Here is a 24,238-nt window from a genome sequence, read left to right as displayed (position 1 = left end):
GTCAGCCCTGGTCGGCCCGGCGGGTGGACAGCTCGTGCACCAGCGCGACGACCCGGGTCAGCACCTCCGGGTCGGTCTCCGGCAGCACCCCGTGGCCCAGGTTGAACACGTGCCCGGGGGCCGCCCGGCCCTGCTCCAGGATCCGGCGCACCTCGGCCTCGACCACCGGCCACGGCGCGAGCAGCACGGTGGGGTCCAGGTTGCCCTGCACCGCCTTGTCCTCCCCGATCCGGCCGGTTGCCACGTCCAGCGGGGTACGCCAGTCGACACCGACGACGTCAGCGCCGGCCTCACCCATCGCGCCCAACAGCTCGGCGGTGCCCACCCCGAAGTGGATCCGCGGCACGCCGGCGTCAGCCAACCCGCTCAGCACGGCGGTCGAGTGCGGCAGCACGAAACGGCGGTAGTCGGCCTCGGAGAGCGCCCCGGCCCACGAGTCGAACAGCTGCACGGCGGACACTCCGGCGTCGATCTGCACCCGCAGGAAGGCCAGCGTCACCTCGGCCAGCCGGCCGCAGAGCGCGTGCCACAGCTTCTCATCGCCGTACATCAGGGCCTTGGTCTTCGCGTGGGTCCGCGACGGCCCGCCCTCGACCAGGTAGCTGGCCAGGGTGAACGGCGCACCGGCGAAACCGATCAGCGGGGTGTCGCCCAGCTCGACGACCAACTGCCGGACGGCCTCGTCGACGTACCAGACGTCGTCGCGGGTGATCGGGCGGATCCGGTCGGCGTCGGCGGCGGTGCGGATCGGCTCGGCGACGACCGGGCCGGTGCCCGGCACGATGTCCAGGTCGACGCCGGCCGCGGCAACGGGCACCACGATGTCGCTGAACAGGATGGCCGCGTCCACCCCGTGCCGGCGCACCGGCTGGAGGGTGATCTCGGTGACCAGCTCCGGGCGGCGGCAGGACTCCAGCATCGGCACGCTCGCCCGGATCTCCCGGTACTCCGGCAGCGAGCGGCCGGCCTGGCGCATGAACCAGACCGGGGTGTGCGGGCCGGGGCGGCGTCGGCAGGCCCGAATGAAGGGCGAGTCGGCCGGTCCGCCGGGGCGGGATTCTCCGTCTCGGGCGACAGTGCCCGTGGTGTCCGTGGTCATCGCCGCAATCGTGCCACGCCCACCACCCTCACCCGGGTGGGGGTGAGAGGAAGGGCACCGTTCCTTACGCCCACGACGGAGCCGGGGCCCCTCGATGAGCGTCGGCGCGCCGTCGAAGCGGGGGACGGGCGGCGGCATAGGCTGCCGACATGGCCCCCCCGATCGCGCTCCCGGAGACGTTCGCCCGCGCGGTCGCCGGGCTGCGGTCGGCGGCCCCCCGGCCGGAGATCACCCTGGAGGAGGTCGGGGCCCCCCAGCGGCTCGCCCCGTACGCGTTCGCGCTCTCCGCGGCGGTGCTGCGCGACGGCGACGAGGTGGCGACCGGTCGGCTGATCCTGCTGCACGACCCGGTCGGGCACGAGGCGTGGCAGGGCACCCTGCGGTTGGTCACCTACGTGACCGCCGAGTTGGAGGTCGACCTCGCCGCCGACCCGCTGCTACCCGGCGTCGGCTGGACGTGGCTGACCGACGCGTTGGACGCCCAGGACGCCGGCCACCGGGCGATCGGCGGGACGGTGACGCAGACCATGTCGACCCGGTTCGGTGACCTGGCCGGCCCACCGACCGTCGGTGACATCGAGATCCGCGCCTCCTGGACGCCCGTCGACGACGACCTCAGCGCACACCTGCTCGGCTGGTGCGCGCTGCTGGCCTCCACGGCCGGCCTCCCCCCACCCGGCGTGACGGCCCTGTCCGACCGCCGCCCCGCCGGCGCAGCCTGACCCCGGGCGCTGCGGGCTACAGGTAGTTCTCCGCCTCGTCGCAGACCTTGTCGAGGCCCTTCATCGCCGCGTCGTAGGCGGCCCTGTTGCCGGCCGACGCCGCTCCCAGCGCGGTCGTCAGCTTGTCCAGGCAGCTCGCGATGACCGTCTTCTGCCGGGCCTGCTCGTCACGGTCGTTGCGGGTGCCGGTCAGGTCCTGCTCGGTGTTGTCGAGCTTCGCCTGCATCGTCCGCAGGTCGGTCTTCAGCTTCGTGATCTCGGTGGCGTTGGCGGCGATGGTGCCGTCGCGCTGGCTGACCTGACCGGTGAGACGCTTCTCGGTGCGGTTCAGCTCGTTGTTCTTCGTCACGAACAGCCCGGTCATCACACCGCTGACGACGAAGAGCAGCGCGGCCACCAGGGCCAGCACGAGCACCGCGCGACCGCGTCCGCCCGCCGGCGCAACGGCCGGGCCGTAGGGCGGCCCGTACCCGGGACCGGAGACCGGCGGCGCCGACATCGGCTGGCCGTACGCGGGGCCGGAGACCGGGGGCGCCGACATCGGCTGGCCGTACGCGGGGCCGGAGACCGGGGGCGCCGACATCGGCTGGCCGGTGTACGGCGGGGCGCTGGCCGGGTAGCCGGGCGCGCCCTGCGGCACGCCGTACTGCGGTGGCGCCGGAGGGTTCGCGGGGTACTGCGGCGGGGCCTGCCCCGGCGCGTACGGCTGCGGGGCGGGCTGGGCGACCGGGTGTGGGACGGTGGGGTCGGCGCTGGTCGGCTGCGCGACGGCCTGGTGTGGGACGGCCTGGTGTGGGACGGCCTGGTGTGGGACGGTCGGTTCGCCGCCGGACGGGCCGGCCTGCGGACCTGCGGCGTGCGTCACGGTGCGGTCGGGGTCGGGGTCGGAGGACGTCGGGGAGGCCGGCGGGACAGCCTGCGGCTCGGGCGAGGGTTGGGACATGGTCGTTCCTCCAGATGGGCGGTGCCCGCGTCGGCAGACGCGGTGGCGTGCTGCGGAGAGACCGCCTCGGACCGGCTGGTCAGCCGGGTCGGCGATGGTCGGCAAGGGTCGGCGATGGTCGGCAAAGGCCGGCGAGGGCCGGCGAGGGCCCTGGGTGGTGCACGCGGCCGGCGGCGTCGCCGGTCACCGGTTCAGCAGATCTTGAAGCCGTCGCAGGCAACCTTGATGGGTACGGCGAGCCCGATGCCCTCGGCGTTGCGCGCCTTGGCGGTGGCGATGCCGACAACTTCCTTGCTGCCATTGATCACCGGGCCGCCGGAGTTGCCCGGGTTGATCGGGGCGTCGAACTGGATCGCCGGCCCGGACCCACCCTGCGCCGGGCGCAACGCGCTCACCACACCGGTGGTCACGCTGTCTTCCAGGCCGAGCGGCGCGCCGACGACGACGATCTGCTGGCCGGACTTCGCCGCGGCGGGTGCGGTGACCAGGCCGCTGAACTTGCCGCTGGCCCGCAGGTGGGCCACGTCGTTGGTCTTGTCGACCTTGACGATGGTCGCCGGGAAGCGCTGGCTGGTGCGTTCCAGGAACACCTCGCGGCCGCCGCCGTTCCAGACCGCCTCGACCACGTGGAAGTTGGTGAACAGGTTCGTCCCGCCGCCGCTCGCCGGCTTGCCCACCGCGAAGGCGGTGCCGGTGAACTCACCGGCCCGGACCCGGAACACGCTGGGCAGCACGGCGGTGGCCACCGCCTCCGGGTTGAACGCGGCACCCGCCTGCTTCTCCAACGTCTCCGCGCGCTTGTCCAGGCTGTCGAGGCGGGCGAGGTCGCCGTCCTGGGCCTGCGCCAGCCGGCGGTCGGTGTCGGCGAGCCGGTCGCCGAGCCGGTCGAGCTGGTACGCCTGGAGCCCGGCCACCGCCGCGAGCACGACCACGGCCAGGGTGGCGAGCACGGCCGGCCAACGACGGCGGGCGGGTCGGACGGCCGCCGGCTGCGGGGCGGGCCAGTGTGCGGGGTCGCCGGGGTGACCGGCGGTCGCGAAGGGCGCAGCGCTGGCCGGACCGGGCGGCGCATAGCCGGCGACCGGATATCCCGGTGCGGCCGGCGGTCGGTCGGCGGGGGCGGGGGTGGCCGTCGCAGCGCCCGGGCCGTAGGGCCCGGCGCCGCCGAACGGGGCCGGCGGAGGACCCCACTGCCCGGTGTTGGGCGGGACGGGCCACTCGGCGCGGGGTGCGGGGACGGGCCGGGTCGGGTCGGTGCCGCCCGAGGTTGGCGTGGACCAGGTCGAACCGGGCTGGGGCTCGATGCGCGGTGGCAGCGGCCCGGGCCGACCCGCATTCGACCCGTTCGCGTCGTCGGGTGCGGCACCCGCCGGTCGCCCGTCCCCCGAACCGTAGCCAGCCGTCATGATCGTCGTGCCTTTCCCCGTGGTCTTCCTGCCACCCTGGACTCGTTGTCCCGGGCGGCGGTTCGATGGAACGTACCTGCGCGATCGGGCTTTGTCTCCCCCGATGTCCGGCATCCGTTTGGACACCTTGTGGACACCTGACCACCACACGCCGGACCGGCTGCACCCGCCGGATCACCGCGCGCACTAGGGTTGGCAGGTGACCGACGAACCACCCCTGCGCCGTCGGCCCACCGAAGACCTTCCGGGAAACGCACCCCAGCACCCGCCGTCGGCCCAGCCGCAGCTGGCAGGCGAGGGAGCCGACCCGGCCGACGGTGGGCCCGTTCCGCTGATCGCCCCGCGTGACGGCACCCCTGATCCGGTGGCCGCTCCGGCCGAGCTTGCCGAGGTCGTGGCCCGTTTCGCGGCAGGCACCGGCCCCGTCGCCCTGGACGCCGAGCGGGCCTCCGGCTACCGCTACAGCCAGCGCGCGTACCTGGTGCAACTACGCCGGGCCGGCGCGGGTACGGCGCTGATCGACCCGCTGCCACTGCCGGACCTCAGCACGCTGGACGAGGCGATCGGCGAGGCCGAGTGGGTGCTGCACGCGGCCAGTCAGGATCTGCCCTGCCTGGCCGAGGTGGGGCTGCGCCCGCGCCGGTTGTTCGACACCGAACTGGCTGCTCGGCTGGCCGGATTCGAGCGGGTCGGGTTGGCCGCGCTGACCGAGCAGCTACTGGGGTTCACCCTGGAGAAGCACCACTCGGCGGCCGACTGGTCGAGCCGACCGTTGCCGGAGTCGTGGCTGACGTACGCCGCTCTCGACGTGGAGCTGCTCACCGACCTGCGCGACGCGCTCGACGCCGAGTTGGCCCGGCAGGGCAAGTCGGCCTGGGCCGCGGAGGAGTTCGCCGCGCTGGTCCGCACCGGGGCGCGCCCACCGCGGGTCCGCGCCGAGCCCTGGCGGCGTACGTCCGGCATCCACCGGCTGCGGGGAGCGCGGGCCCAGGCCCGGGTCCGCTCCATGTGGTACGCCCGGGACCAGATCGCCTCCCGGCGCGACGCCGCGCCCGGTCGGGTGTTGCCCGACTCGGCGATCATCGCGGCGGCCGAGTTGGACCCGAAGGACGAGAAGACGCTGCTGACCCTGCCCGGTTTCGGCGGTCGGTCGGTGCGGCGGCTGGCTCGCACCTGGCTCGCCGCGCTCGACGACGCCCGGCAGCTCCCGGAGGATTCCCTGCCGGTCTCGCCGACCGTGGAGGGCCCGCCTCCACCGCACCGCTGGGCCGAACGGGACCCGGTGGCGGCCGGTCGACTGGCCCGCTGCCGGGAGGTGGTCATCCGCATCGCCGGTGAGCACAACCTGCCGCCGGAGAACCTGATCACGCCGGACTCGGTACGCCGGTTGGCCTGGACCCCGCCGGAGGAGCTGACCGAGGAGTCGGTCGCGGAGACCCTGCGCGGCCTCAACGCCCGCGAGTGGCAGATCGCCCTCCTCACCCCCGATCTGACCGAAGCCCTGGACCCGACCCCCTGACCCCACGCCGCCCCGGGGCGCGGGTCGCGGGTCGCGGGGCAGTGTGGGGTGGGCCACAGCGGGGGTCGGGGACGGGTTTGGTTACTGGCGAGTAGCATTCGGGGGAACGTGCCCGTGTCGGCGACCCTTGTCCGGTCCGTAGCGCGCTCGGCGCGAAGGCCGGATCATGGTCGAATAGGAGGCTCAAGTGCCCCGTGAAGTCCGGGATGTCGTCTTCGTCGATGGCGTCCGTACCCCGTTCGGCAAGGCGGGTGGCATGTACGCCAACACCCGCGCCGACGACCTGGTGATCCGCTGCATCCGTGAGCTGCTGCGCCGCAACCCGCAGCTGCCTCCGGAGCGGGTCGAGGAGGTCGCCATCGCGGCCACCACCCAGATCGGCGACCAGGGCCTCACCATCGGCCGTACCGCCGCGCTGCTGGCGGGTCTGCCCAAGACCGTTCCCGGCTTCGCCATCGACCGGATGTGCGCCGGCGCGATGACCGCGGTCACCACCGTGGCCAGCGGCATCGCGATGGGCGCGTACGACATCGCCATCGCGGGTGGCGTCGAGCACATGGGCCGCCACCCGATGGGTGAGGGCGTCGACCCCAACCCGCGCATCATCGCGGAGAAGCTGGTCGACCCGTCCGCGCTGGTCATGGGCTCCACCGCGGAGAACCTGCACGACCTGGTCCCGCACATCACCAAGGCACGCACCGACGCGTTCGCGCTCGCCTCGCAGCAGAAGACCGCCAAGGCGTACGCCAACGGCAAGCTCCAGGACGACCTGGTGCCGATGTCGATCCGCGACGCGGAGGGTGGTTGGGGTCTGGCCACTGTGGACGAGGCCCCGCGGGACACCTCACTGGAGAAGCTCGCCACCCTGAAGACCCCGTTCCGCCCGCACGGCAAGGTCACCGCGGGCAACGCGGCCGGCCTGAACGACGGCGCCACCGCGAGCCTGCTGGCCGACGAGGCGACCGCCCGCGAGCTGGGCCTGCCGATCGCCATGCGGCTGGTGTCGTTCGGCTTCGTGGGTGTGGAGCCGGAGGTGATGGGCGTCGGCCCGATCCCGTCGACGGAGAAGGCGCTGCGCCTGGCCGGGCTCAGCATCGACGACATCGGCCTGTTCGAGCTGAACGAGGCGTTCGCCGTGCAGGTGCTCGCCTTCCTCGACCACTTCGGCATCGCCGACGACGACGCACGGGTCAACCCGTGGGGCGGCGCGATCGCCATCGGTCACCCGCTGGCCTCCTCCGGCGTACGGCTGATGACCCAGCTGGCTCGCCAGTTCGCCGAGCACCCCGAGGTCCGCTACGGCGTCACCGCCATGTGCATCGGCATCGGCATGGGCGGCACGGTCATCTGGGAGAACCCGCACTGGGAGGGTGGCAACAAGTGAAGGCACCGAACGAGGTCGTCACCAGGGCGCTGCTGCGTCAGGTGAACGTACCGGGGCTGGACCGCCCCGCCGCCCTCATCACGCTGGACAACGGCTTCGACCACACCAAGCCGAACACCTTCGGCCCGGGTGGCCTGGCCAGCCTGGACGAGGCGATCACCGCCGCGCTCGCCGCCGACCCGGCGTTCATCGCGGTCACCGGCAAGCCGTACATCTTCTGCGTGGGCGCGGACATCGTCGGCCTGCCGCAACTCGCCGACCGCGCGCAGGCACTGGAGATCGGCCGGCTGGGTCACCGGGTCTTCGCCCGGCTCAAGGACAGCTCCGTCCCCACCTTCGCGTTCGTCAACGGCGCGGCGATGGGCGGCGGCCTGGAGCTGGCGCTGCACTGCCACTACCGGACGCTCTCCGGTGGGGCGGCGGCTCTGGCCCTGCCCGAGGTCTCCCTCGGTCTGGTGCCGGGCTGGGGCGGCACCCAACTGCTGCCGAACCTGATCGGCATTCCCGCCGCCACCCAGGTGATCATCCAGAACCCGCTGATGCAGAACAAGATGCTCAAGCCGAAGCAGGCCGCCGAGCTGGGCATCGCGGACATCCTCCTGGAGCCGGCCGACTTCCTGGAGCGGTCCCTGGAGTGGGCCGCCGGGGTGGTGCGGGGTCAGGTCACCGTGACCCGGCCCGAGGTCGACAAGGACATGTGGGCGGGCGTGCTCTACTTCGCCCGGGAGACGCTGAACCAGCGGCTGCACGGCGCGGTCCCGGCCGCGTACAAGGCCCTCGACCTGCTGGAGACGGCGAAGGACGCCGACTTCGCCGCCGGCACCGCCGCCGAGGACGAGGCCCTCGCGGACCTGGTCTTCTCCGAGGAGCTGCGCAGCGGTCTGTACGCGTTCGACCTGGTGCAGCGGCGGGCCAAGCGGCCGGCCGGCGCACCGGACAAGGGCCTGGCCCGCACGATCACGAAGGTCGGCATCGTCGGCGCCGGCCTGATGGCCAGCCAGTTGGCGCTGCTGTTCGCCCGCCGCCTCCAGGTGCCGGTGGTGATGACCGACCTCGACCAGTCCCGGGTGGACAAGGGCGTCGGCTACGTGCACACCCAGATCGAGAAGGCCGTCATCAAGGGCCGGATGGACAAGAACACCGCCGCCAAGCTGTACGGCCTGGTCAGCGGCACGGTCGACAAGAGCGCCTTCGCGGACGCCGACTTCGTCATCGAGGCCGTCTTCGAGGACCTGGGTGTCAAGAAGCAGGTCTGGGCCGAGCTGGAGAAGATCGTCTCCCCGGAGGCGGTGCTCGCCACCAACACCAGTTCGCTGTCGATCACCGAGATGGCCGCCGAGCTGGCGCACCCGGAGCGGGTGGTCGGCTTCCACTTCTTCAACCCGGTGGCGGTGCTGCCGCTGCTGGAGATCGTCCGTGGTGAGCGCACCGACGACGTCACGCTCGCCACCGCGTTCGCGGTCGGCCAGCAGCTCAGGAAGTCGAGCGTGCTGGTCTCCGACGCCCCGGCGTTCGTGGTGAACCGGCTGCTCACCCGCTTCCTGGGCACCGTCTTCGCCGCCGTCGACCAGGGCACCCCACTGGACGTGGCCAACAGCGCACTGGACCCGCTGGGCCTGCCGATGCGTCCGCTCGCCCTGCTCCAGCTGGTCGGGCCGGCCGTCGCGTACCACGTGGGCGGCACCCTGCACGCCGCGTACCCGGACCGGTTCGGCGTCAGCGAGAACCTCAAGCGGATCGCCGACTCGGGCCAGCCGATCGTGGTCGACGACCAGGTCAACGACGAGGTGGCCAAGCTGCTCGTCGTCGGTGACCAGCCGCTGACCGCCGAGCAGGTACGCCAGAACGCGCTCGACGCGCTCGCGCAGGAGATCCGGCTGATGCTGGACGAGGGCGTGGTCGCCGAGGCGCAGGACATCGACCTGTGCATGATCCTGGGCGCCGGTTGGCCGTTCCACCTGGGCGGCGTGACGCCGTACCTGGACCGGACGGGCACGTCGGAGCGGGTCACCGGCACGCGTTTCCTGCCGCGCGGGGCGGCGAGTCTGCCGGCCTGACCGATCACAGCACCACCGTCGCGGTGGTCGGAGCGTCCCTGGTGGACGGCCGGCCACCGCGACCGTTTGTGATCAGATGGCGGTCGCAGGGAGCCTGTGCAGGGACAACGCTCGGGGTCTTCAGCGGGTTAAGATCACGCGCTTTGCACCCCCAACTTGGAGCTGACTGATGTCCCAGCCGCCGGCCAACCCCTACGGCCCGCCGCACGATTCCCCCACCCCGCCGCAGCAGCCCGGTCAGCCGGGCCAGCCGCAGCAGCCCGGTGGTTGGCCGCCGCCGCAGCAGCAGGGATTCCCGCCCGCGCAGCCGGGTCAGCCGTACGGCGATCCCAACCTGCTCGGCGCCCCGCAGCCGGTGAAGAAGAAGTCGAAGGTCGGCAAGATCGTGCTGATCGTGCTGGCCGTGGTGCTGGTGCTCTGCGTCGGCGGCGGGGTGATCACCTGGCTCACGGTCAAGGACGAGGTGGGCGACGTCGTCGACGCCAGCAAGACCCGGGTGGTCGCGCCGGCCACCCTCGCCGGCCGGCCGAAGGTCACCGACCCGCAGCTGCAGACGGCCGCCGACCAGATGGTCCGCGAGATGAAGTCGTCGGTGCAGAACGAGACCAGCGCGGTCGGCGCCTTCTACGGCGACCCGACCAAGCAGGACCTCGTCATGATCGCCGGCGCGTCCGGCCTGTTGAACGACCCGAAGAAGGAGATGGACGCCGCCATCAGCGGGCTCTCCGCCGAGCTGACGGTCACCAACCTGGCGGCCGTCGATCCCGGCCCGCTCGGCGGTGAGGCGAAGTGCGGCGACGGCAAGGCGGAGAGCGTGCCGCTGGGCGTCTGCGTCTGGGCCGACAAGGGCAGCCTGGGCATGGTGGTCATGTACTTCAAGTCCGCCGACCAGGCCAAGGCCGAGTTCGTCACGATCCGGGGTCAGGTCGAGCAGCGCTCCTGACCGTGATCGACCGGGGCCCTGGCCACCCTCGGGTGGCCGGGGCCCCGTGCCGTACCGCTCGGCGTCAGACCACCGGGAAGTACGCGTTCAGCTTGCTGCGCAGGTGGGCGGCGTAGATGATGCCGAGCACCGGGTTGCCCCGGTACGCGGCTGCCGTGCCGGTGTTGGCGTCCACCGCCACCGGGCGGCCCACCGCCGCGAACCTCACCTGCTGCCCCTGCTGCGCCCACGTGGAGGCCGCCGGGTCGATCTGGGTGCCGACCAGGGCGGGGAACACCGCCATGCCGTTCTGAAAGCCGCGCAGCTGCCCCTTGCGGGCCAGTACGTAGTCCATTGCCATGGCCGTGAAGCTCTGCAGGGCGTCCGCCGTGACCAGCGCGGCCGGCGCGGCGATCGTGAACAGGTGCATCTTCGTCGCCATCCACCGCAGCTTGAAATCACCCCGGTAGCCGATGAGCACCGGCGCGCCGCCCCAGTCCTCGATCCTCACCTCGCAGCCGTCGGCCCGAAGCCGTTCACCGGTCGCGCTGAGGTACGCCTGCACCGGCTCCGTCGCCGTCGTGTCCATCTGCCCCACGCCTTTCGCTGGCTCGCTGTGGGCGCTCATCTAACACCACCGCCGCCTGCCCCGCCGCCTCGTCGATCATGGAAAAATACTTTGCCCTTGCGCTAAGTGTCATCTCCCGCAACACTTAGCCGCATGGCACAGTATTCGGCGCAGCTCGACGGCGTGTTCGTCGCCCTCGCCGACCCGACCCGGCGCTGGGTCATCCGACGCCTCGGGCACGGCCCGACGAGCGTCGGCGATCTCGCCCGCGAGTTCCCGATGACCCTTCCCTCGTTCATGAAGCACGTGCAGACGCTCGAATCGAACGGGCTGATCCGCACGACCAAGTCCGGCCGGGTGCGCACCTGTGTGCTCAACCGCGAGCGACTCGCCGTCGTCGACGACTGGCTCGCGGAGCAGCGCCGGATCTGGGAGGAGCGCACGGATCGCCTCGAACGCCTCGTCACCGATCAGCAGGAGAATCAGCAATGAATCCCGATCTGGATTTGACCATGACGCGGGTCATCCGCGCCCCTCGCGCTGCCGTGTGGACCGCCTGGACCGACCCGTCCCGCTTCGAGAAGTGGTGGGTCCCGGCGCCGTCTCTGTGCCGCGTCGACCGCCTGGAGGTTCGGCCCGGCGGCGCGCTGGTGACCCGGATGAGCGACGACGGGGTGGAGTTCGTCCCGCACCTCGACGCGTGCTTCCTCGTCGTCGACGATCGTGAGCGGATCGTCTTCACGAACGTGATCGACAGCGCCTGGCGGCCCGCCAACCCCAGCCCAATCCCGATGACCGCGGAGATCACGATGAGGGATCACCCGGACGGCACGGAGTACCGGGTCGTCGTCCGCCACGGTGATCCCGCCGCTCGTGACCTGCACGAGAAGATCGGCTTCGCGGACGGCTGGGGTTCGGTCACCGCACAACTCGCCGAGGTCGCCGAGAGCCAGGGGGCCCCGGGCACCCGAAGGTGACCGGGACCCCTGGTCGTACGCCGGCGGTCAGGCCGGTTCGCCGTCTCCCGCCGCGGCCCGCGCCGCCGCTGCCGCCGCCCGCTCGTCAGCGTTGCCGAGCACGCAGAACTCGTTGCCCTCCGGGTCGGCGAGCACCACCCAACCCCCGCCGGTCGGGCCGACGTGGTCGGCGACGAGCGTCGCGCCGATGCCCAGCAGCCGCTCGACCTCCTCGGCCCGCGTGCGGTCGGTGGGTTGCAGGTCCAGGTGCAGTCGGTTCTTCACCGCCTTGCCCTCGGGCACGGCGAGGAAGAGCACCTCCGGGCCACCCGGCGGCAGGAGCATCGCCTCCGGGTCGCCGGGGAAGTCGTCGGGGTGCCGGGGGCAGTCGAAGACCTGCGCCCAGAAGCCGGCCAGCGCGTACGTGTCGTGGCAGTCGATGCTGATGTTGTGGATCGTCGAACTCACAGCTGGTCCTCCACAGTGGTGGTGTGGACACGTTCCCCGGCGCTGCGGACCACGCAGAACTCGTTCCCCTCCGGGTCGGCGAGCACCGCCCAACCCGTGCCGTCGGCCCGCCGTCGGTCGGTGACCACGGTGGCGCCGAGGCCGAGCACCCGCTCGATCTCCTCGTCCCGCGTCCGGTCGACCGGCTCCAGGCAGATGTGCAGCCGGTTCTTGGTCACCTTGTCCTCCGGCACCTCTTGGAAGAACAGGTTCGGGGTGGCGTCATCCTGCGGCAGCAGGGCCGCCTCCGGATCACCGGGGACGTCCTCACCGTGCCGGGCGTACCCGAGCACGGCGGCCCAGAAGCCCGCCAGGGCGTACGTGTCGTGACAGTCGAAACTGATGTTGCGGATCCGTGGATACACGGGTGTTCCCTCCGTACGGGATGGGACGCTCCGCTTCCGGGAGTCAGCCGGCGCACACCCGGGGTGCGGAGTCATGATCGGTGGACATCGACGCACCCCCCTTCGCTTGTTGGGCTGACGCCGTGATCTTTCCACCGGCGGGACGCCGCGCGCAACCCCCGTCAGCCGTGGCTGGGCACCGACCCGTTCAGCGCCGGGGCGTCCGCCGACGGGAGGGTGACGGTCACCTCCAGACCACCACCCGACTGCGCGATCACCCGTACCGTGCCGCCGTGCGCCGTGCAGACCGCCCGGACGATGGACAACCCCAGGCCGGAGCCGCGAGCACCGGTCCGTTCGCGGCCACCACGCCGGAACGGCTCGAACAGCCCCGGCACGTCGGCCTGGTCCACCTCGAAGCCGGTGTTGCCCACCACCAGCCAGGACCGGTCGCCGTCGGTGCCGGTGCGCACCCAGAGCCGGCCGTGCAGGTGGTTGTAGCGGACCGCGTTCTCGATGAGGTTGCCGGCCAGCCGGTCGAGCAGCCCCGGGTCACCGACGACCGGCGCGGACTCCAGTGACGTCTGGACCTTCAGGCCGATCCGTTCCACCTCCCGACGCATCGCGGACAGCGCGTTGGCGGTGCCGGCGGCGAGGTCACACTCGGTACGCCGGCCCAACTGCCGCCCGGCCTGGGCCTCGCTGCGGGCCAGCACCAGCAGCGCGTCCACCAGGCCGTTGGCCCGCTCCGAGGCGTCGCGGACCACTGTCGCCATCCGGCGGTACTCGGCGGCGTCCGCGTCGTCGTCGCTGAGCGTCACGTCGATCTCGGTGCGCATCACGGCGAGCGGGGTACGCAGCTCGTGCGAGGCGTTCGCCACGAAGCGTTTCTGCGCCTCGAAGGCGGACGCGATCCGGTCCAGCATGGCGTCGAACGTCTTGGCCAGCTCGGCCACCTCGTCGTCGGCGCCCGAGTAGCCGATCCGCTGGTCCAGGGTCGCCTCGCCGAGCCGCTGGGCGGTCGCGGTGACCTGGTGCAGTGGGCGCAGCGCCCGCCCGGCCACCGCGTACGCCCCGGCCACCCCGACGACGCTGATCGCCAGCAGCGCGACGAGACCCTTGGCCAGCAGCTCCCCGGAGGCGGCGTCGACGAGTTGCCGCTGCCACTGGGCGGCGTCCATCGACTCGCCGTCGGCCAGCAGCACGACCGTGCCGGGCAGCAACTCGTCGGTGGGTCGCAGCGCGTCACGGACCAGCAGCCAGGCCAGCAGCACCAGGATCGCGCCGGCCCCGATCAGCAGCACCCCGTTGAGCAGGGTCAGCCGCAACCGCAGGGTGGGCCGCAACCGGCGGCTCACGCGTTCACCTCGGCGGTGCGGTAACCCGCGCCGACCACTGTCTCGATCAGCGGCGGGTCGCCGAGCTTCTTGCGCAGCGTCATCACGGTGACCCGGACGATGGTGGTGAACGGGTCGGTGTTCGCGTCCCACACGCGTTCCAGCAGCTCCTCGCTGGAGACCACCGCGCCACGAGCCTTGAGCAGCTCGCTCAGCACCCCGAACTCCTTGTTGGTGAGGTCGACCGGCACACCGGCGCGGGTGGCCACCCGACGGGCCGGGTCGAGCACCAGGTCGGCCAGTTCGAGCACCGGCGGCGCGGCCGGGGTGGCCCGCCGACCCAGCGCCTGCACCCGGGCGACCAGCTCGTCGAAGGCGAACGGTTTGGGCAGGTAGTCGTCCGCGCCGAGCTGCAACCCCTCCACCCGGTCGGCCACCGTGCCGCTCGCGGTGAGCATCAGCACCCGGGTCAACGCGCCGGAGGCGGCCAGGTCGGCGCAGATCTGGTCACCGTGCACGCCCGGCAGGTCCCGGTCGAGCACCACCACGTCGTACCGGGTGACGAACGCCGCCTCGTGGCCGGCGTCGCCGTCGTACGCCACGTCGACCGCCATCCCCCGCTTGCGCAACCCGCGCGCGATCGCGTCGGCGAGGTTGCGCTCGTCCTCCACCACCAGTACCCGCATCCCGGCCTCCTCGCTGCTGACCACCGACAACCTAGTGCCGGCGGGCAACCATCGTCCCTCGCCGCCCGCGCCGGTCGACGTTGCGGACTATCCCGGCGTACGCGATGCTGGCCGGCGGCACCGAACGACGGACGGACCTGGCATGACCATCGCGGCACCACCCACCCGGCGGGACATCGCCTACCGGGGCTTCCACCTGCCGGCCGACACGACGGCCGGCAGCGGCGACAGCCTGGTCGCCACCGGTCGCGGGCTGGCCCTCGACGGCGTGAACCAGCGGGGCAGTTGGACGTCGCCGCCGGTGCGGGCCGGCTTCGCCGTCAGCGAGGTGGTGCCGTCCTGGACCGCCGACACCCCGGCCGGCTGCTGGATCGAGGTCGAGCTGCGCGGGTGGCACGACGACGCGCCCAGCACCGGCTGGTACCGGTTGGCCCGCTGGGCGTCCGACGACCGGGCGGTACGACGCACCTCGGTGCCCGGGCAGCGCGACGGCGACGCCCGGGTCGACACCGACACCCTGATCGTGACCGGCGCGACGGTCACCGGCTGGCAGGCGCGGGTCACCGTGTGCCGGCCGGCGGAGAGCCCGACCGGCCCGGTGCTGCGCAGCGTCGGCGCGGTCGCCACCGGTCCCACGACCACCGACCAGGGGTACGCCCAGCCCACCTCGTCCGCCGCCTGGGGTCGGGTGCTGGACGTGCCCCGCTACTCGCAGCGGCTGCACGCCGGCCAGTACCCGCAGTGGGGAGGTGGCGGCGACTCCTGGTGCAGCCCAACCTGCACCTCGATGGTGCTCGCCCACTGGGGTGCCGAGCCGGCGCCGGAGCACTACGCCTGGGTGGAGCCGGCCGGCCCGCGTCCGGTGGTGGTGCACGCCGCCCGACACTGCTACGACCACGCGTACGCCGGGGCGGGCAACTGGTCGTTCAACACCGCGTACGCCGGCCGGTACGGGGTGGACGCGTTCGTCACCCGGCTGCGGTCGCTGGTCGAGGCGGAGGCGTTCGTCGCGGCCGGCATCCCCCTGATCGTCTCCGCCGCGTTCCGGGCCGACGAGGTGCCGGGGCTCGGGTACGACACCGGAGGGCACCTGATGGTGCTGGTCGGCTTCACCGCCGACGGCGACCCGGTGCTCAACGACCCGTACGCCCCGGACGACGACGCCGTCCGCCGTACCGTGCCCCGGCAGCGGTTCGAGGGGGTCTGGCAGCGCGGCAGCGGCGGTGTGGCGTACGTGCTGCGGCCCCCCTCGGTGCCGCTGCCCCCGCCGCCGGCCCAGCCGAACTGGTAGTCAGTCGGGCAACCGCCAGATCCGGTACGAGCCGACCGGGGCGGCACCGCACACCAGGTGACCGGTGATCGCCTGACACTCGCCGGCGGCCTGGGGCAGCACGTCCAGAACGCGTACCTTCCCGGCACGGACGTCCACCTCGCCGACGACCTTCCCTCCGTCGGGGTGCTGGCGCGTGCCGACCAGCCGGTCGCCGGCACTGAGTTGGTACAGGTCCCACCGGCCCAGGTCGGCCAGCTCCCAGCCGGTCAGCGGATCGAGCACGACGAAGTGCGACGGCCCGTCTTCGCTGGTCAACGCGTTGACGATCAGCCGACCGTCGTACGGCCAGGCCCATCCCCACCGGCTGTTGCTCCAGCGCAGCTCACCGGTCGCGGGGTCGACCGCCTGAAGTTCGTTGTTACCGGTACGCACACACAGGACGGCGCCACAGTCCAACGCGAAGTCCACGTGGACGCCCGTGCGGGTCCACCGTCGGTCGAGCTGGTCCAGCCCGTACGCGGTGACCGTGCCCGAGCCTCTGTCGATGGCCAGCAACAGGTCCCCCGTCAGGTCCACTCTGATCTGACCGCCGTCGGGCGGGCGCAGGTCGGCGCGGGCCAGCACCGCGCCGGTGATCGCGTCGCGGACCTCGACCGGCCCGTCGACCTGGTTGAGCACCACCCGGTCCACTCCCTGGCCGGTGTCCCGCACGTTGATCTCGGCGGTGGTGGCGGGCAGCTGCCAGCGCACGGTGCCGCAGCACGTGTCGACCGCGCGGAGACTGGACGGCAGGGTCTCGCCGCCGGTACGCAGCAGCAGGTTGCCGTCGGTCAGCTCGAAGGCGGTGCCCGGTTGCTGCCACCGGTACGCCCCGGTCGCCTGGTCCAGGGCGACGGTGCGTGTCTCCCGACCCTCGGGGCCGATCTCGTAGCCGGTGGCCAGCATCATCCCGGCCAGCGGGAACATCCCCCAGTACCGCGCCTCCGCCGACAGCGGCGCCTGCCAGACCGGCTCGCCGCCGGGCAGCCGGTACGCGGCCAGCTGCCCCTGCCCCGTCGGGCTCGCCGGCTCCATGACCAGGACGAGGTCACCGTCGACCAGGACGTCCGCCCCGGGCCGGGCCGGCAGCGTCAGCGGGGCCCGCCGGGGTGGCGACACGGCGGAGGCGGCGAGCGTGACCAGCGCGAGCAGCAGGACCAGCCCGCAGCGCACCTGCCGACCGTTGGCGCGGGGTGGACGGGGTAGGGGCTCCGGGTCCGTACCGTGCCGCAGCTCACCGAGGTCGATCACCGGGTCGCTCACCGCGTCAACCGCCACAACGCGGTCGTGCCGTCGAGACGCTGGCAGAGCAGGACCGGCAGGGACGCCTGGCAGCTGCCGGCGACGCCCCGCAGCACGTCGACGATCCGCGCTCGGCCGGCCACCAGGTCCAGCTCGGCGACGACCATCCGGCCGTCGGCCCCCTGGCGCAGGCCGACCAGCGGATCGTCCGCCCGGAGCACCGGCATCAGGCTCCACGCGCCCAGCTCGGCGCGTACCCGCCCGGTCGCCGCGTCCCGCACCGCGTAACCCTGGCCGGGCACGGCCATCAGCAACCGGCCGTGCCGGACGTCGGCCAGGACGTCCTGACCCGGTTCCGACCACCGCACCGCGCCGGTGGCCGGATCGAGCACCTGAAGGCCACCGGTCTGCGGCACCGCACAGAGCAGAACACCGCAGTCGAGCACATGCGACACCAGCGTCACCTCGGCCGTCCACCGCGGCTCCAACTCGGCCAGCCCGTAACCCACCAGCCGGGTGCTGCCGGGCGGGACGAGCAGCAGCAGGTCGCCGACGATCTGCACCCGCTGGTACGCCGAGCGGTCACCGGGCAAGGTGTCGACGCTGCGCAGCAGGTGACCGGTGCCGGCGTCGTACACCTGGATCTCGCCGGTCGGTTGCAGCAGCACGAACCGGTCGATCTGGCCCTCCGGGTCGAGGTGGTAGGTGGTGCCGGCGGCCGGCGGGGTCGGCACCGACCAGAGCACCCGGCCGGTGTCGGGCTCGACCCCGCTCATCGCGCCCGACCCGTCGCCCCGGACGTCCGTCACCAGCAGACCGCCGCCGACGGCCGGCTGAGGAGCCCCGGGATGCCGCCAGCGTTGCCGGCCGGTCGCGGCGTCGAAGGCGGTGGTCTGGAACACCCGGTTCGCGGCGATGACCGCCATCGCCAGCACCAACCCCCGCTCGACCCGGACGTCGAGGTAGTCGCCGGTGCGGGCCAGCGACGCCTGCCACCGCCGCCGCACCCCGGCTCCGGGCGGTGACGGCTGGGCGTACGCGGTCAGGTGCCGGTCCCCGTCGGGTGTCGGCGGGTCGACCACGAAGACGCCGTCCCCGGCCAGGTACGCCGTGGCCGTCCGCGACGCCGGCACCACGCTCACCGTCCGCTGCGGCGGGGGTGTCGCACCGGCCAGCACCACCAGGCTGAGCAACAGCACGGCGGCGCTGCGCTGCGGTCGACCGGTGGCGCGCGGTCGGTGAACCGCAGGCACCGACGCGGGCTCGTCCCGGATCTCGCCCAGCTCGATGATCGACAACGACCGTCCTTCCGTCACCACCCAAGGCTGGCCGACCGGTCACCGTCCGGCAAACCGACCGTGAGCGCACCGGGCCGGCAAAAGCGACGGAACCCCGCCTGTACGATGGCGCGTCGTGGCTGTGCCGGTGGTAGACCCTTCGCTGAATCCCCTGACCGACGCCGACCCGGCAGAGGCCGAGTCGACACGGCGGCCTCGACGCCGCCCGGCCCGAGCCGACCTGTTGGCCCTCGGAGCCTATGTGCTGCTGGGCGTCTTCGTCTGCCTCAACTACTGGGGTGACGTCACCGGTCGGGTCTCCTCGCACCTGCCCACCGACCACAGCTGGTTCGAGTGGCTGTTCGCGCACGGCGCGTACTCGGTGCGGCACCTGGAGAACCCGCTGTTCACGGCCCGGCAGAACGCCCCGGACGGGGTGAACATGATGGCCAACACCTCGCTGCTCGGGGTGACCCTGCCGCTGGCCCCGCTGACCATGCTGCTCGGCCCTCAGGTGATGTACGCGGTCTACCTCGGTGCGGCGCTGGCCGCCACCGCCGGCACCGGCTACTGGATGCTCTCCCGCCACCTGGTGCGCTCCCGGGCGGCGGCCTTCGTCGGCGGCGCGTTCCTCGGCTTCGCGCCGGGAATCATCCACCACGCCAACGGCCAGCCCAACTTCGTGTCCAACTTCCTGCTGCCGCTGATCGTGGTGCGGGTGCTGCGCCTCGGCGAGCCCGGCCGGTGGCGGCGCAACGGGCTGGTGCTCGGGGCGCTGGTGACGTACCAGATCTTCATCAACGAGGAGATGCTGCTCCTCACCGCGCTGGCCTGCCTGGTCGTCGTGCTGGCGTACGCCGTGCAGCGCCCGGCGGCCACCCGGGCCGTCGCCGGCACGTTCCTGGCCGGGCTCGGCGTCGCCGGTGGGCTGGCCCTGCTGCTCGCGGCGTACCCGATCTGGTTCCAGTTCAACGGCCCGCAGTCCTACCGGGGCCTGCAGGGTGGCGTCTTCCACAACTGGGGCGAGGACCTGGTCGCCTTCGTCACCTTCGCCCGGGACACCTGGGCCGGTGACCCGGCCGTGGAGAAGACGATCGGGCTGACCGAGCAGAACACCTGGTTCGGCTGGCCCCTGGTGCTGCTCTCGGTGGTCGCCCTGGTGCTGCTCGTGCGCCGGTCGTTGCCCGCCCGGATCGCCGCGGTGCTGATCGTCGTCTTCACCGTGGCGTCGATCGGGCCGCGGGTGCGGTTCGACGGGGTCGAGACCGGTGTGCGTGGCCCGTGGTCGTACGTGCCGGACGACCTGCCGCTGGTCGAGATGATGATGCCGACCCGGTTGACGCTGGTGGTGGCCGCCGCGGTCGGCGTACTCCTCGCGCTGACCTGGGACGCCGCGCACCGCCAGGGGCGCCCGGTGGCCGACCAGCCGCGGGTGCCGGCCCAGCGGGACGGAGAGGCCGCGACCTCCGACGGGCCCGCGCCGGTCCCGGCGAAGCGCCGCTGGCTGCGCCCGGTGGGGTACGCGGCGGTCGCCCTCGCCGTGTTGCCGCTCTTCCCCCGGCCGCTGCCCGCCCAGCAGATCGACCCGCCACCGCACTTCATCACCGCGGGCGGCTGGCGGCCGTACGTGCCGGCGGGTCGCACCCTGGTGCCGGTGCCGATCCCGAGCAACGTGCACGGCCTGCCGACGCTGCGGTGGAGTGCGCTGACCGGGCAGGAGTTCCCCGTCCCGGGCGGCTACTTCATCGGGCCGAACGAGCTGGGCGAGGGGGTCTTCGGCGCGCCGAACCGGCCCACCAGCACCCTCATCTACTCCACCATGGACAAGGACGCGGTCCCGGTGCTCACCGACGAGAACCGCCGCCAGGCCGTCGAGGACCTGCGGTTCTGGCGGGCGTCGGTGGTGGTGCTCGGGGCGCACCCCCGCGAGGCGGTGCTGCGTGATCTGGTCACCGGCCTGATCGGGCCGCCCCAGCGGGTCGACGACGTCTGGGTCTGGGACGTCCGCGCTCTGGTGGGTTGATCAGTCGACCTGCCGGACGTCCCACATCCACCCGCCGTCGACCGGGCGGCCCGGCCCGAGCAGGTCCTCGACGGTCCGCCGGACCGGGTCGCCGTTCGGCAGCTCGCCGAGCACCACCACGGCGGCCCGCCAGTGCCGTAGGTCCTCGACGGCCTGGCGGCGGTCGGCGTCGGTGAGCACCGGTGCCGCGCCGGTCTCGGCGACCCGCCGCAACAGCACCGACGTGGGCCGGTCCGGCGCGCCCCAACGGGCCGCCGGGTCGTCCGGGCCACTCGGGCCGATGAAGTAACCGCCCGGCGCGGGAAACGCCAGACCGGTACGGGCGGACCAGAGCATCGCCGGGCTCTGCGCCGCGCCGGTGACCGGGGGGACGGCGACCACCGTCCGGCCGGGCGGCACCAGGGGACGCCACCCGCCGTCGGCGACGAACGCCGGCACCGGCATGACCGGCACCACCCGGATCGGCGTCGGGACCAGCGGCAGCAGCGCGGCGGCCACCGCGCCCGCCCAGAGCAGCCGCACCGGCAGCCCGGGTGCGGCCGACAGCCGGCGCGCCGCCCGCACCCGGTCCAGGGACAGCGCCACCAGCACACCCAGCACCGGTACGCAGACCAGCGCGAAGCGGGCCGGCACCGCGAGATCGAGCAGGGGCAGTCCGGCGACCAGCCGGTAGGGCCCCGGAATGCCCGTGGCGGTGCCGTCGACGCGCAGCTCGGTGCCGAGGGAGAGCAGCGCGAAGAGCAGCCCACAGCCGGCCAGCGCGCGAACCAGCGGCCGTCGCCACAGCCAGATCACGATCACCACGGCGAGCACCAGCAGCCCCGGGCCGAAGAACGAGTTCTCCTCGGTGGGGTTCGGCGAGAGCAACCCCGGCAGCCAGTCGTCGCCGAGCACGGTCTGCCGGGCCGACGCGGTGAACGACGCCGCGTCCAACTGGAAGGCGTGCGTGGCGAACGCCATCCCGGAGTAGTGCTGCGGGCCGTGGAACTGGAACCACAGCGGGTACGCCAGCAGCACCGCCGCCACCCCGGCCGCGACCCCCAGCCGGCCCAGGAGGGCCGGCGCGAGCCTTCGCGCGGCCACCCGGTCGGCCAGCGCGTAGCCCAGCGCGAACACCCCCGCCGCGAGCGCCAGGAAGACCAGCACCTCCTCGCCGATGAAGACCTGCCAGACCAGCAGCAGCCCGAGGACGACGCCGGGACGCCACACGCCGGCCAGCCGGTGCGCCGCGTCCGGGGTGGGCCGGAACACCAGGGCGAGGATCGGGGGCACCAGGAACTGCGCGGCGATGTGCAGGTGCGCGCCCGCCTGGGCGATCATGCCCGGGGCGAAACCGCAGATCAGCCCGCCGACCGCAGCGGCGGAACGGGTGGTGACCAGCCGGCGGCGCAGCAGCGCGTACCAGGCGGCGGCCGTGCCGGCGAGGCAGCAGGCGACCGCCACGCAGAACGCGACCTGCGAGCCGAAGAGCAGCGTGACCGGTGCCAAGGGGACACCCAGGCCCAGCACCGAGGTGTTCGCCATCAGGTTGACCCCGTCCGGCGCGTTCAAGCCGGCACTGTGCAGCGGGTTCTCCCCCGCGACCACGGCGTGCGCCGCGTGGGCCAGCATCCACTCGAAGAGGATCTGGTCGCCCGCCTGGTGGAACAGCCGCCACGGGTGGCCCCACTGCGCGCTGGTCAGCACCGCGGCCAGGCCCAGATAGCCGGCCACCACCAGCAGGTCCCGCAGCCAGCCCGGACGGGACGGGCGGGCCACCACCGGGGGTGAGGTGGCCGGGGACGTCGTCCCGGTGGTCATCAGACCGAGCGGTCGGTCAGCGCCCGGACGTCCCACACCCAGACGTCCAGTTCCTGGCGGCCGGGGCCGACCAGGTCCTCGACGGTACGCCGCAGCGGCTCGGCGTTCTGCTGGCGGACCGGCAGCACCAGGATCGCGGCACGCCAGTGCCGCAACTCGTCGGTGAAGCGGCGGCGCTGCCGGTCGTCGAGCTTCGGCATACGCCCGGTGGTCGCCACCTCCTCCAGCATCTGACCCACCCCACTGGGTCGGCCGCCGAACCGGCCCGCGTCACCGGTGTTGCCGTTTCGCGGGGCGAGGAAGTAACCGCCGGGGATCTTGAAGTCGAGGTTGGTGGCCGCCGCCCAGCGCATGCCGTGCGTGTTACCCATGCTGGGCACCGGGATCGGCACCAGCGTCTGGTCCGGCCCGACGTACGTCCGCCAGCGGTCGGCCGTGATGAAGTCCGGCACCGGCGGGCGGGAGACCATCCGCAGTGGCATCGGAGCGATCGGCAGCAGCGCGAACGCCAGGCCCGCCGCGGTGAGCGTCCGCACGGTGCGCCGGTCGGCCGGTCGCAGCGCCCAGGCCCGCTCGACGGCGAGCGCCAGCAGCAGACCGACCACCACACTCGTGATCAGACCGAACCGGGTCGGCACGACCGCGTCCAGCAGCGGCAGGTGGACCAGCAACTGCCACGGCCCGGTGACCAGCTCACGGTCCCACCAGGAGACCCGCTCACCGAGCGACAGGAGGGCGAAGAACAGGCCGGTCACCGCGAGCGCCCGGACGATCAGCTCCCGGCGCAGCCAGACCACGATGCCGACGGCGAGCATGGACAGGCTCCAGCCGAAGAAGGCGTTCTCCTCCGAGTAGTTCGGCGCCAGGTTGATGTTGGCTCGCTGGTTGCCGCCGAGGGTGGGCGAGCCGGGGGCGAAGAAGGCGGCGATGTCGTTGCCGTAGTCCTTCACCGCGTCGCTGAGCCCGTGGTAGGCCATCGGCCCGGCGAACTGCACGTACAGGGGGTACGCCAGCAGCGCCCCGGCCAGCAGCGCGCAGGTCACCACGCCGACGCCGATCGGTCGCCAGGCCGCCGACCAGCGGGCGGGCTCCTGCGCGAGCACAGCCAGTAGGAACACCCCGCAGGCCAGCGCCGTGAAGAGCAGGATCTCCTCGTTGATGAACGCCTGCACGGTGACCAGCAGGGCGAGCAGCGCCCCGTCCCGGACCGGTCGGCGGGACCGGGTGAGCACCAGCACCCGCCAGACGATGAACGGCAGCAGGAACTGGCTGATGATGTTCGGGTGCCAACTGGCGTGCGACAGCATCGCGGGCGAGAACCCGCAGAACCAGCCGCCGACCGCCGCCGCCAGCGGCGTACGCACCAGGTGGCGGGAGAGCATGAGGTACCAGGCCATGGCGGTCCCGGCCAGGCCCAGCGTCACCAGCACCACGAAGGAGACCGCCGGCCCGAAGAGCAGCGTCACCGGGACCATCGGGATGCCCAGCGCCAGCACGGCCGTGTTGGCCATCAGGTTGACGCCGTCGGGGTAGTTGAACTGCTCGGTGTAGAACGGGTACTCGCCGTGCAGCACCACGCGCACCGAGTGGGCGAGGAAGAACTGCACCTGGGCCGGGTCACCGGTGTAGAGCGAGGCCACCCGTCCGGACGGGTCCAACCAGATCCGACTGGTCACCCAGAGCGCGGCGAGCAGGAACAGGCCGCCCACCGCGAGGTGCTGCCGTCGCCGGGTCCAGCGACGCCACCAGGGCCGCGTCGGTACGACCTCCGCACCGTCGGCCACCGCCACGTCCTCCGCCGGCGTTGCGGGCTCAGAGGGCGCTGCCGGCTCGGCCGGTGGGGTTGCGGGCTCGGCCGGCGGGGTTGCCGGCTCGGCCGGTGGGGTTGCGGGCTCCGCCGGCGCGTGCGGGTCCGTGGGTGTCTCGGGCTCGGCCGGTGCCTCGACGGGGGCGGGGGCGGCGAAGACGCCGACCGGTGTGCGGTAGCTCACCATCTCGTCGGGGCCGGCTGCGGCCTCCGGGTGCGGCGCGGGCAGGGCGCGGGACTCGGCAGGCGTCACAGTCGGCGGAGTCTACCGGAGCAACGAAAACGCACTAAAGCCCCGGTGGCGTCCATTGTGGTGGGTACGGCGGC

Annotated in this window: 21 protein-coding genes; 9 read left to right on the top strand and 12 right to left on the bottom strand. The window is 73.0% G+C overall.

Annotated features, from left to right (window positions below; all coding sequences use genetic code 11):
- Position 1: 1 nt before the first annotated feature.
- Positions 2–1,099 (bottom strand): uroporphyrinogen decarboxylase, encoded by a 1,098-nt coding sequence (gene hemE / locus LADH09A_RS29565; RefSeq protein WP_238648951.1) that lies wholly within the window; start codon positions 1,097–1,099, stop codon positions 2–4.
- 149 nt (positions 1,100–1,248) lie between these two features.
- Here hemE and LADH09A_RS29560 point away from each other — a divergent pair, with 149 nt between their 5' ends.
- Entirely contained in the window at positions 1,249–1,821 is a 573-nt protein-coding gene (locus LADH09A_RS29560) for a DUF3000 domain-containing protein (protein WP_088946832.1), read from the top strand.
- 16 nt (positions 1,822–1,837) lie between these two features.
- Here LADH09A_RS29560 and LADH09A_RS29555 read toward each other — a convergent pair whose 3' ends face one another.
- Together LADH09A_RS29555 and LADH09A_RS29550 are read right to left on the bottom strand one after the other, a co-directional pair.
- The gene (locus tag LADH09A_RS29555; protein WP_238648950.1) at positions 1,838–2,764 is read right to left on the bottom strand and encodes a hypothetical protein; all 927 of its coding nucleotides are present in this window, start codon (positions 2,762–2,764) and stop codon (positions 1,838–1,840) included.
- 191 nt (positions 2,765–2,955) lie between these two features.
- A complete protein-coding gene (locus LADH09A_RS29550; protein WP_238648949.1) occupies positions 2,956–4,170 on the bottom strand; it encodes a S1C family serine protease in 1,215 nt (404 codons plus the stop codon).
- 199 nt (positions 4,171–4,369) lie between these two features.
- Here LADH09A_RS29550 and LADH09A_RS29545 point away from each other — a divergent pair, with 199 nt between their 5' ends.
- From LADH09A_RS29545 to LADH09A_RS29530, 4 genes are all read left to right on the top strand, one after another.
- Entirely contained in the window at positions 4,370–5,689 is a 1,320-nt protein-coding gene (locus LADH09A_RS29545; RefSeq protein WP_238648948.1) for a ribonuclease D, read from the top strand.
- A gap of 187 nt (positions 5,690–5,876) precedes the next feature.
- On the top strand, positions 5,877–7,073 hold the full coding sequence (locus tag LADH09A_RS29540) for a thiolase family protein (RefSeq protein ID WP_238648947.1): 1,197 nt from the start codon (positions 5,877–5,879) through the stop codon (positions 7,071–7,073).
- A complete protein-coding gene (locus LADH09A_RS29535) occupies positions 7,070–9,130 on the top strand; it encodes a 3-hydroxyacyl-CoA dehydrogenase NAD-binding domain-containing protein (RefSeq protein WP_238648946.1) in 2,061 nt (686 codons plus the stop codon). Before LADH09A_RS29540 ends, LADH09A_RS29535 begins: the two co-directional genes overlap by 4 nt.
- A 169-nt stretch (positions 9,131–9,299) precedes the next feature.
- Positions 9,300–10,073: a hypothetical protein gene (locus tag LADH09A_RS29530; protein ID WP_238648945.1), complete on the top strand. Its 774-nt coding sequence runs from the start codon at positions 9,300–9,302 to the stop codon at positions 10,071–10,073.
- Positions 10,074–10,137: 64 nt separating this feature from the next.
- Here the strand turns inward: LADH09A_RS29530 and LADH09A_RS29525 are convergent, their stop codons facing one another.
- Positions 10,138–10,680 carry a levansucrase gene (locus LADH09A_RS29525; RefSeq protein WP_238648944.1) on the bottom strand — a complete coding sequence of 181 codons (543 nt, stop codon included), beginning with the start codon at positions 10,678–10,680 and terminating at the stop codon, positions 10,138–10,140.
- A gap of 93 nt (positions 10,681–10,773) precedes the next feature.
- On the opposite strand from LADH09A_RS29525, the gene LADH09A_RS29520 reads away from it, so the two are divergent.
- Entirely contained in the window at positions 10,774–11,112 is a 339-nt protein-coding gene (locus LADH09A_RS29520; protein ID WP_238648943.1) for an ArsR/SmtB family transcription factor, read from the top strand.
- Entirely contained in the window at positions 11,109–11,597 is a 489-nt protein-coding gene (locus tag LADH09A_RS29515; RefSeq protein ID WP_238648942.1) for an SRPBCC domain-containing protein, read from the top strand. The genes LADH09A_RS29520 and LADH09A_RS29515 overlap by 4 nt, the downstream gene beginning before the upstream one ends.
- A gap of 27 nt (positions 11,598–11,624) precedes the next feature.
- Here LADH09A_RS29515 and LADH09A_RS29510 read toward each other — a convergent pair whose 3' ends face one another.
- The 4 genes from LADH09A_RS29510 to LADH09A_RS29495 form a co-directional block, all read right to left on the bottom strand.
- Positions 11,625–12,044: a VOC family protein gene (locus tag LADH09A_RS29510; protein WP_238648941.1), complete on the bottom strand. Its 420-nt coding sequence runs from the start codon at positions 12,042–12,044 to the stop codon at positions 11,625–11,627.
- Complete coding sequence (locus LADH09A_RS29505) at positions 12,041–12,448, bottom strand: VOC family protein (protein WP_238648940.1); 408 nt, start codon at positions 12,446–12,448, stop codon at positions 12,041–12,043. The genes LADH09A_RS29510 and LADH09A_RS29505 overlap by 4 nt, the downstream gene beginning before the upstream one ends.
- Positions 12,449–12,609: 161 nt before the next feature.
- On the bottom strand, positions 12,610–13,785 hold the full coding sequence (locus LADH09A_RS29500) for a sensor histidine kinase (RefSeq protein ID WP_238648939.1): 1,176 nt from the start codon (positions 13,783–13,785) through the stop codon (positions 12,610–12,612).
- Complete coding sequence (locus tag LADH09A_RS29495; RefSeq protein ID WP_238648938.1) at positions 13,782–14,450, bottom strand: response regulator transcription factor; 669 nt, start codon at positions 14,448–14,450, stop codon at positions 13,782–13,784. Before LADH09A_RS29495 ends, LADH09A_RS29500 begins: the two co-directional genes overlap by 4 nt.
- 142 nt (positions 14,451–14,592) lie before the next feature.
- Here LADH09A_RS29495 and LADH09A_RS29490 point away from each other — a divergent pair, with 142 nt between their 5' ends.
- A complete protein-coding gene (locus LADH09A_RS29490) occupies positions 14,593–15,741 on the top strand; it encodes a C39 family peptidase (RefSeq protein ID WP_238648937.1) in 1,149 nt (382 codons plus the stop codon).
- Here the strand turns inward: LADH09A_RS29490 and LADH09A_RS29485 are convergent, their stop codons facing one another.
- Both LADH09A_RS29485 and LADH09A_RS29480 read right to left on the bottom strand, forming a co-directional pair.
- On the bottom strand, positions 15,742–17,025 hold the full coding sequence (locus LADH09A_RS29485; protein ID WP_238648936.1) for an outer membrane protein assembly factor BamB family protein: 1,284 nt from the start codon (positions 17,023–17,025) through the stop codon (positions 15,742–15,744).
- On the bottom strand, positions 17,022–18,320 hold the full coding sequence (locus tag LADH09A_RS29480; RefSeq protein ID WP_238648935.1) for an outer membrane protein assembly factor BamB family protein: 1,299 nt from the start codon (positions 18,318–18,320) through the stop codon (positions 17,022–17,024). The genes LADH09A_RS29485 and LADH09A_RS29480 overlap by 4 nt, the downstream gene beginning before the upstream one ends.
- A 109-nt stretch (positions 18,321–18,429) precedes the next feature.
- Between LADH09A_RS29480 and LADH09A_RS29475 the strand changes: the two genes are divergently transcribed.
- Positions 18,430–20,304, top strand: a complete 1,875-nt coding sequence (locus LADH09A_RS29475) for a DUF6311 domain-containing protein (protein WP_238648986.1) — start codon at positions 18,430–18,432, stop codon at positions 20,302–20,304.
- On the opposite strand, the gene LADH09A_RS29470 is transcribed toward LADH09A_RS29475, so the two are convergent.
- Entirely contained in the window at positions 20,305–22,104 is a 1,800-nt protein-coding gene (locus LADH09A_RS29470; RefSeq protein WP_238648934.1) for a DUF6311 domain-containing protein, read from the bottom strand.
- Positions 22,104–24,164 (bottom strand): DUF6311 domain-containing protein, encoded by a 2,061-nt coding sequence (locus LADH09A_RS29465; protein ID WP_308194712.1) that lies wholly within the window; start codon positions 24,162–24,164, stop codon positions 22,104–22,106. The genes LADH09A_RS29470 and LADH09A_RS29465 overlap by 1 nt, the downstream gene beginning before the upstream one ends.
- Positions 24,165–24,238: the final 74 nt, after the last annotated feature.

The sequence above is a fragment of the Micromonospora cabrerizensis genome, from assembly GCF_022230955.1.
In the GTDB taxonomy this organism is placed as follows: Bacteria; Actinomycetota; Actinomycetes; order Mycobacteriales; family Micromonosporaceae; genus Micromonospora; species Micromonospora cabrerizensis.
The sequence above is the reverse complement of the archived record's forward strand: the minus strand, read 5'-3'. Positions and strand labels throughout refer to the sequence as shown.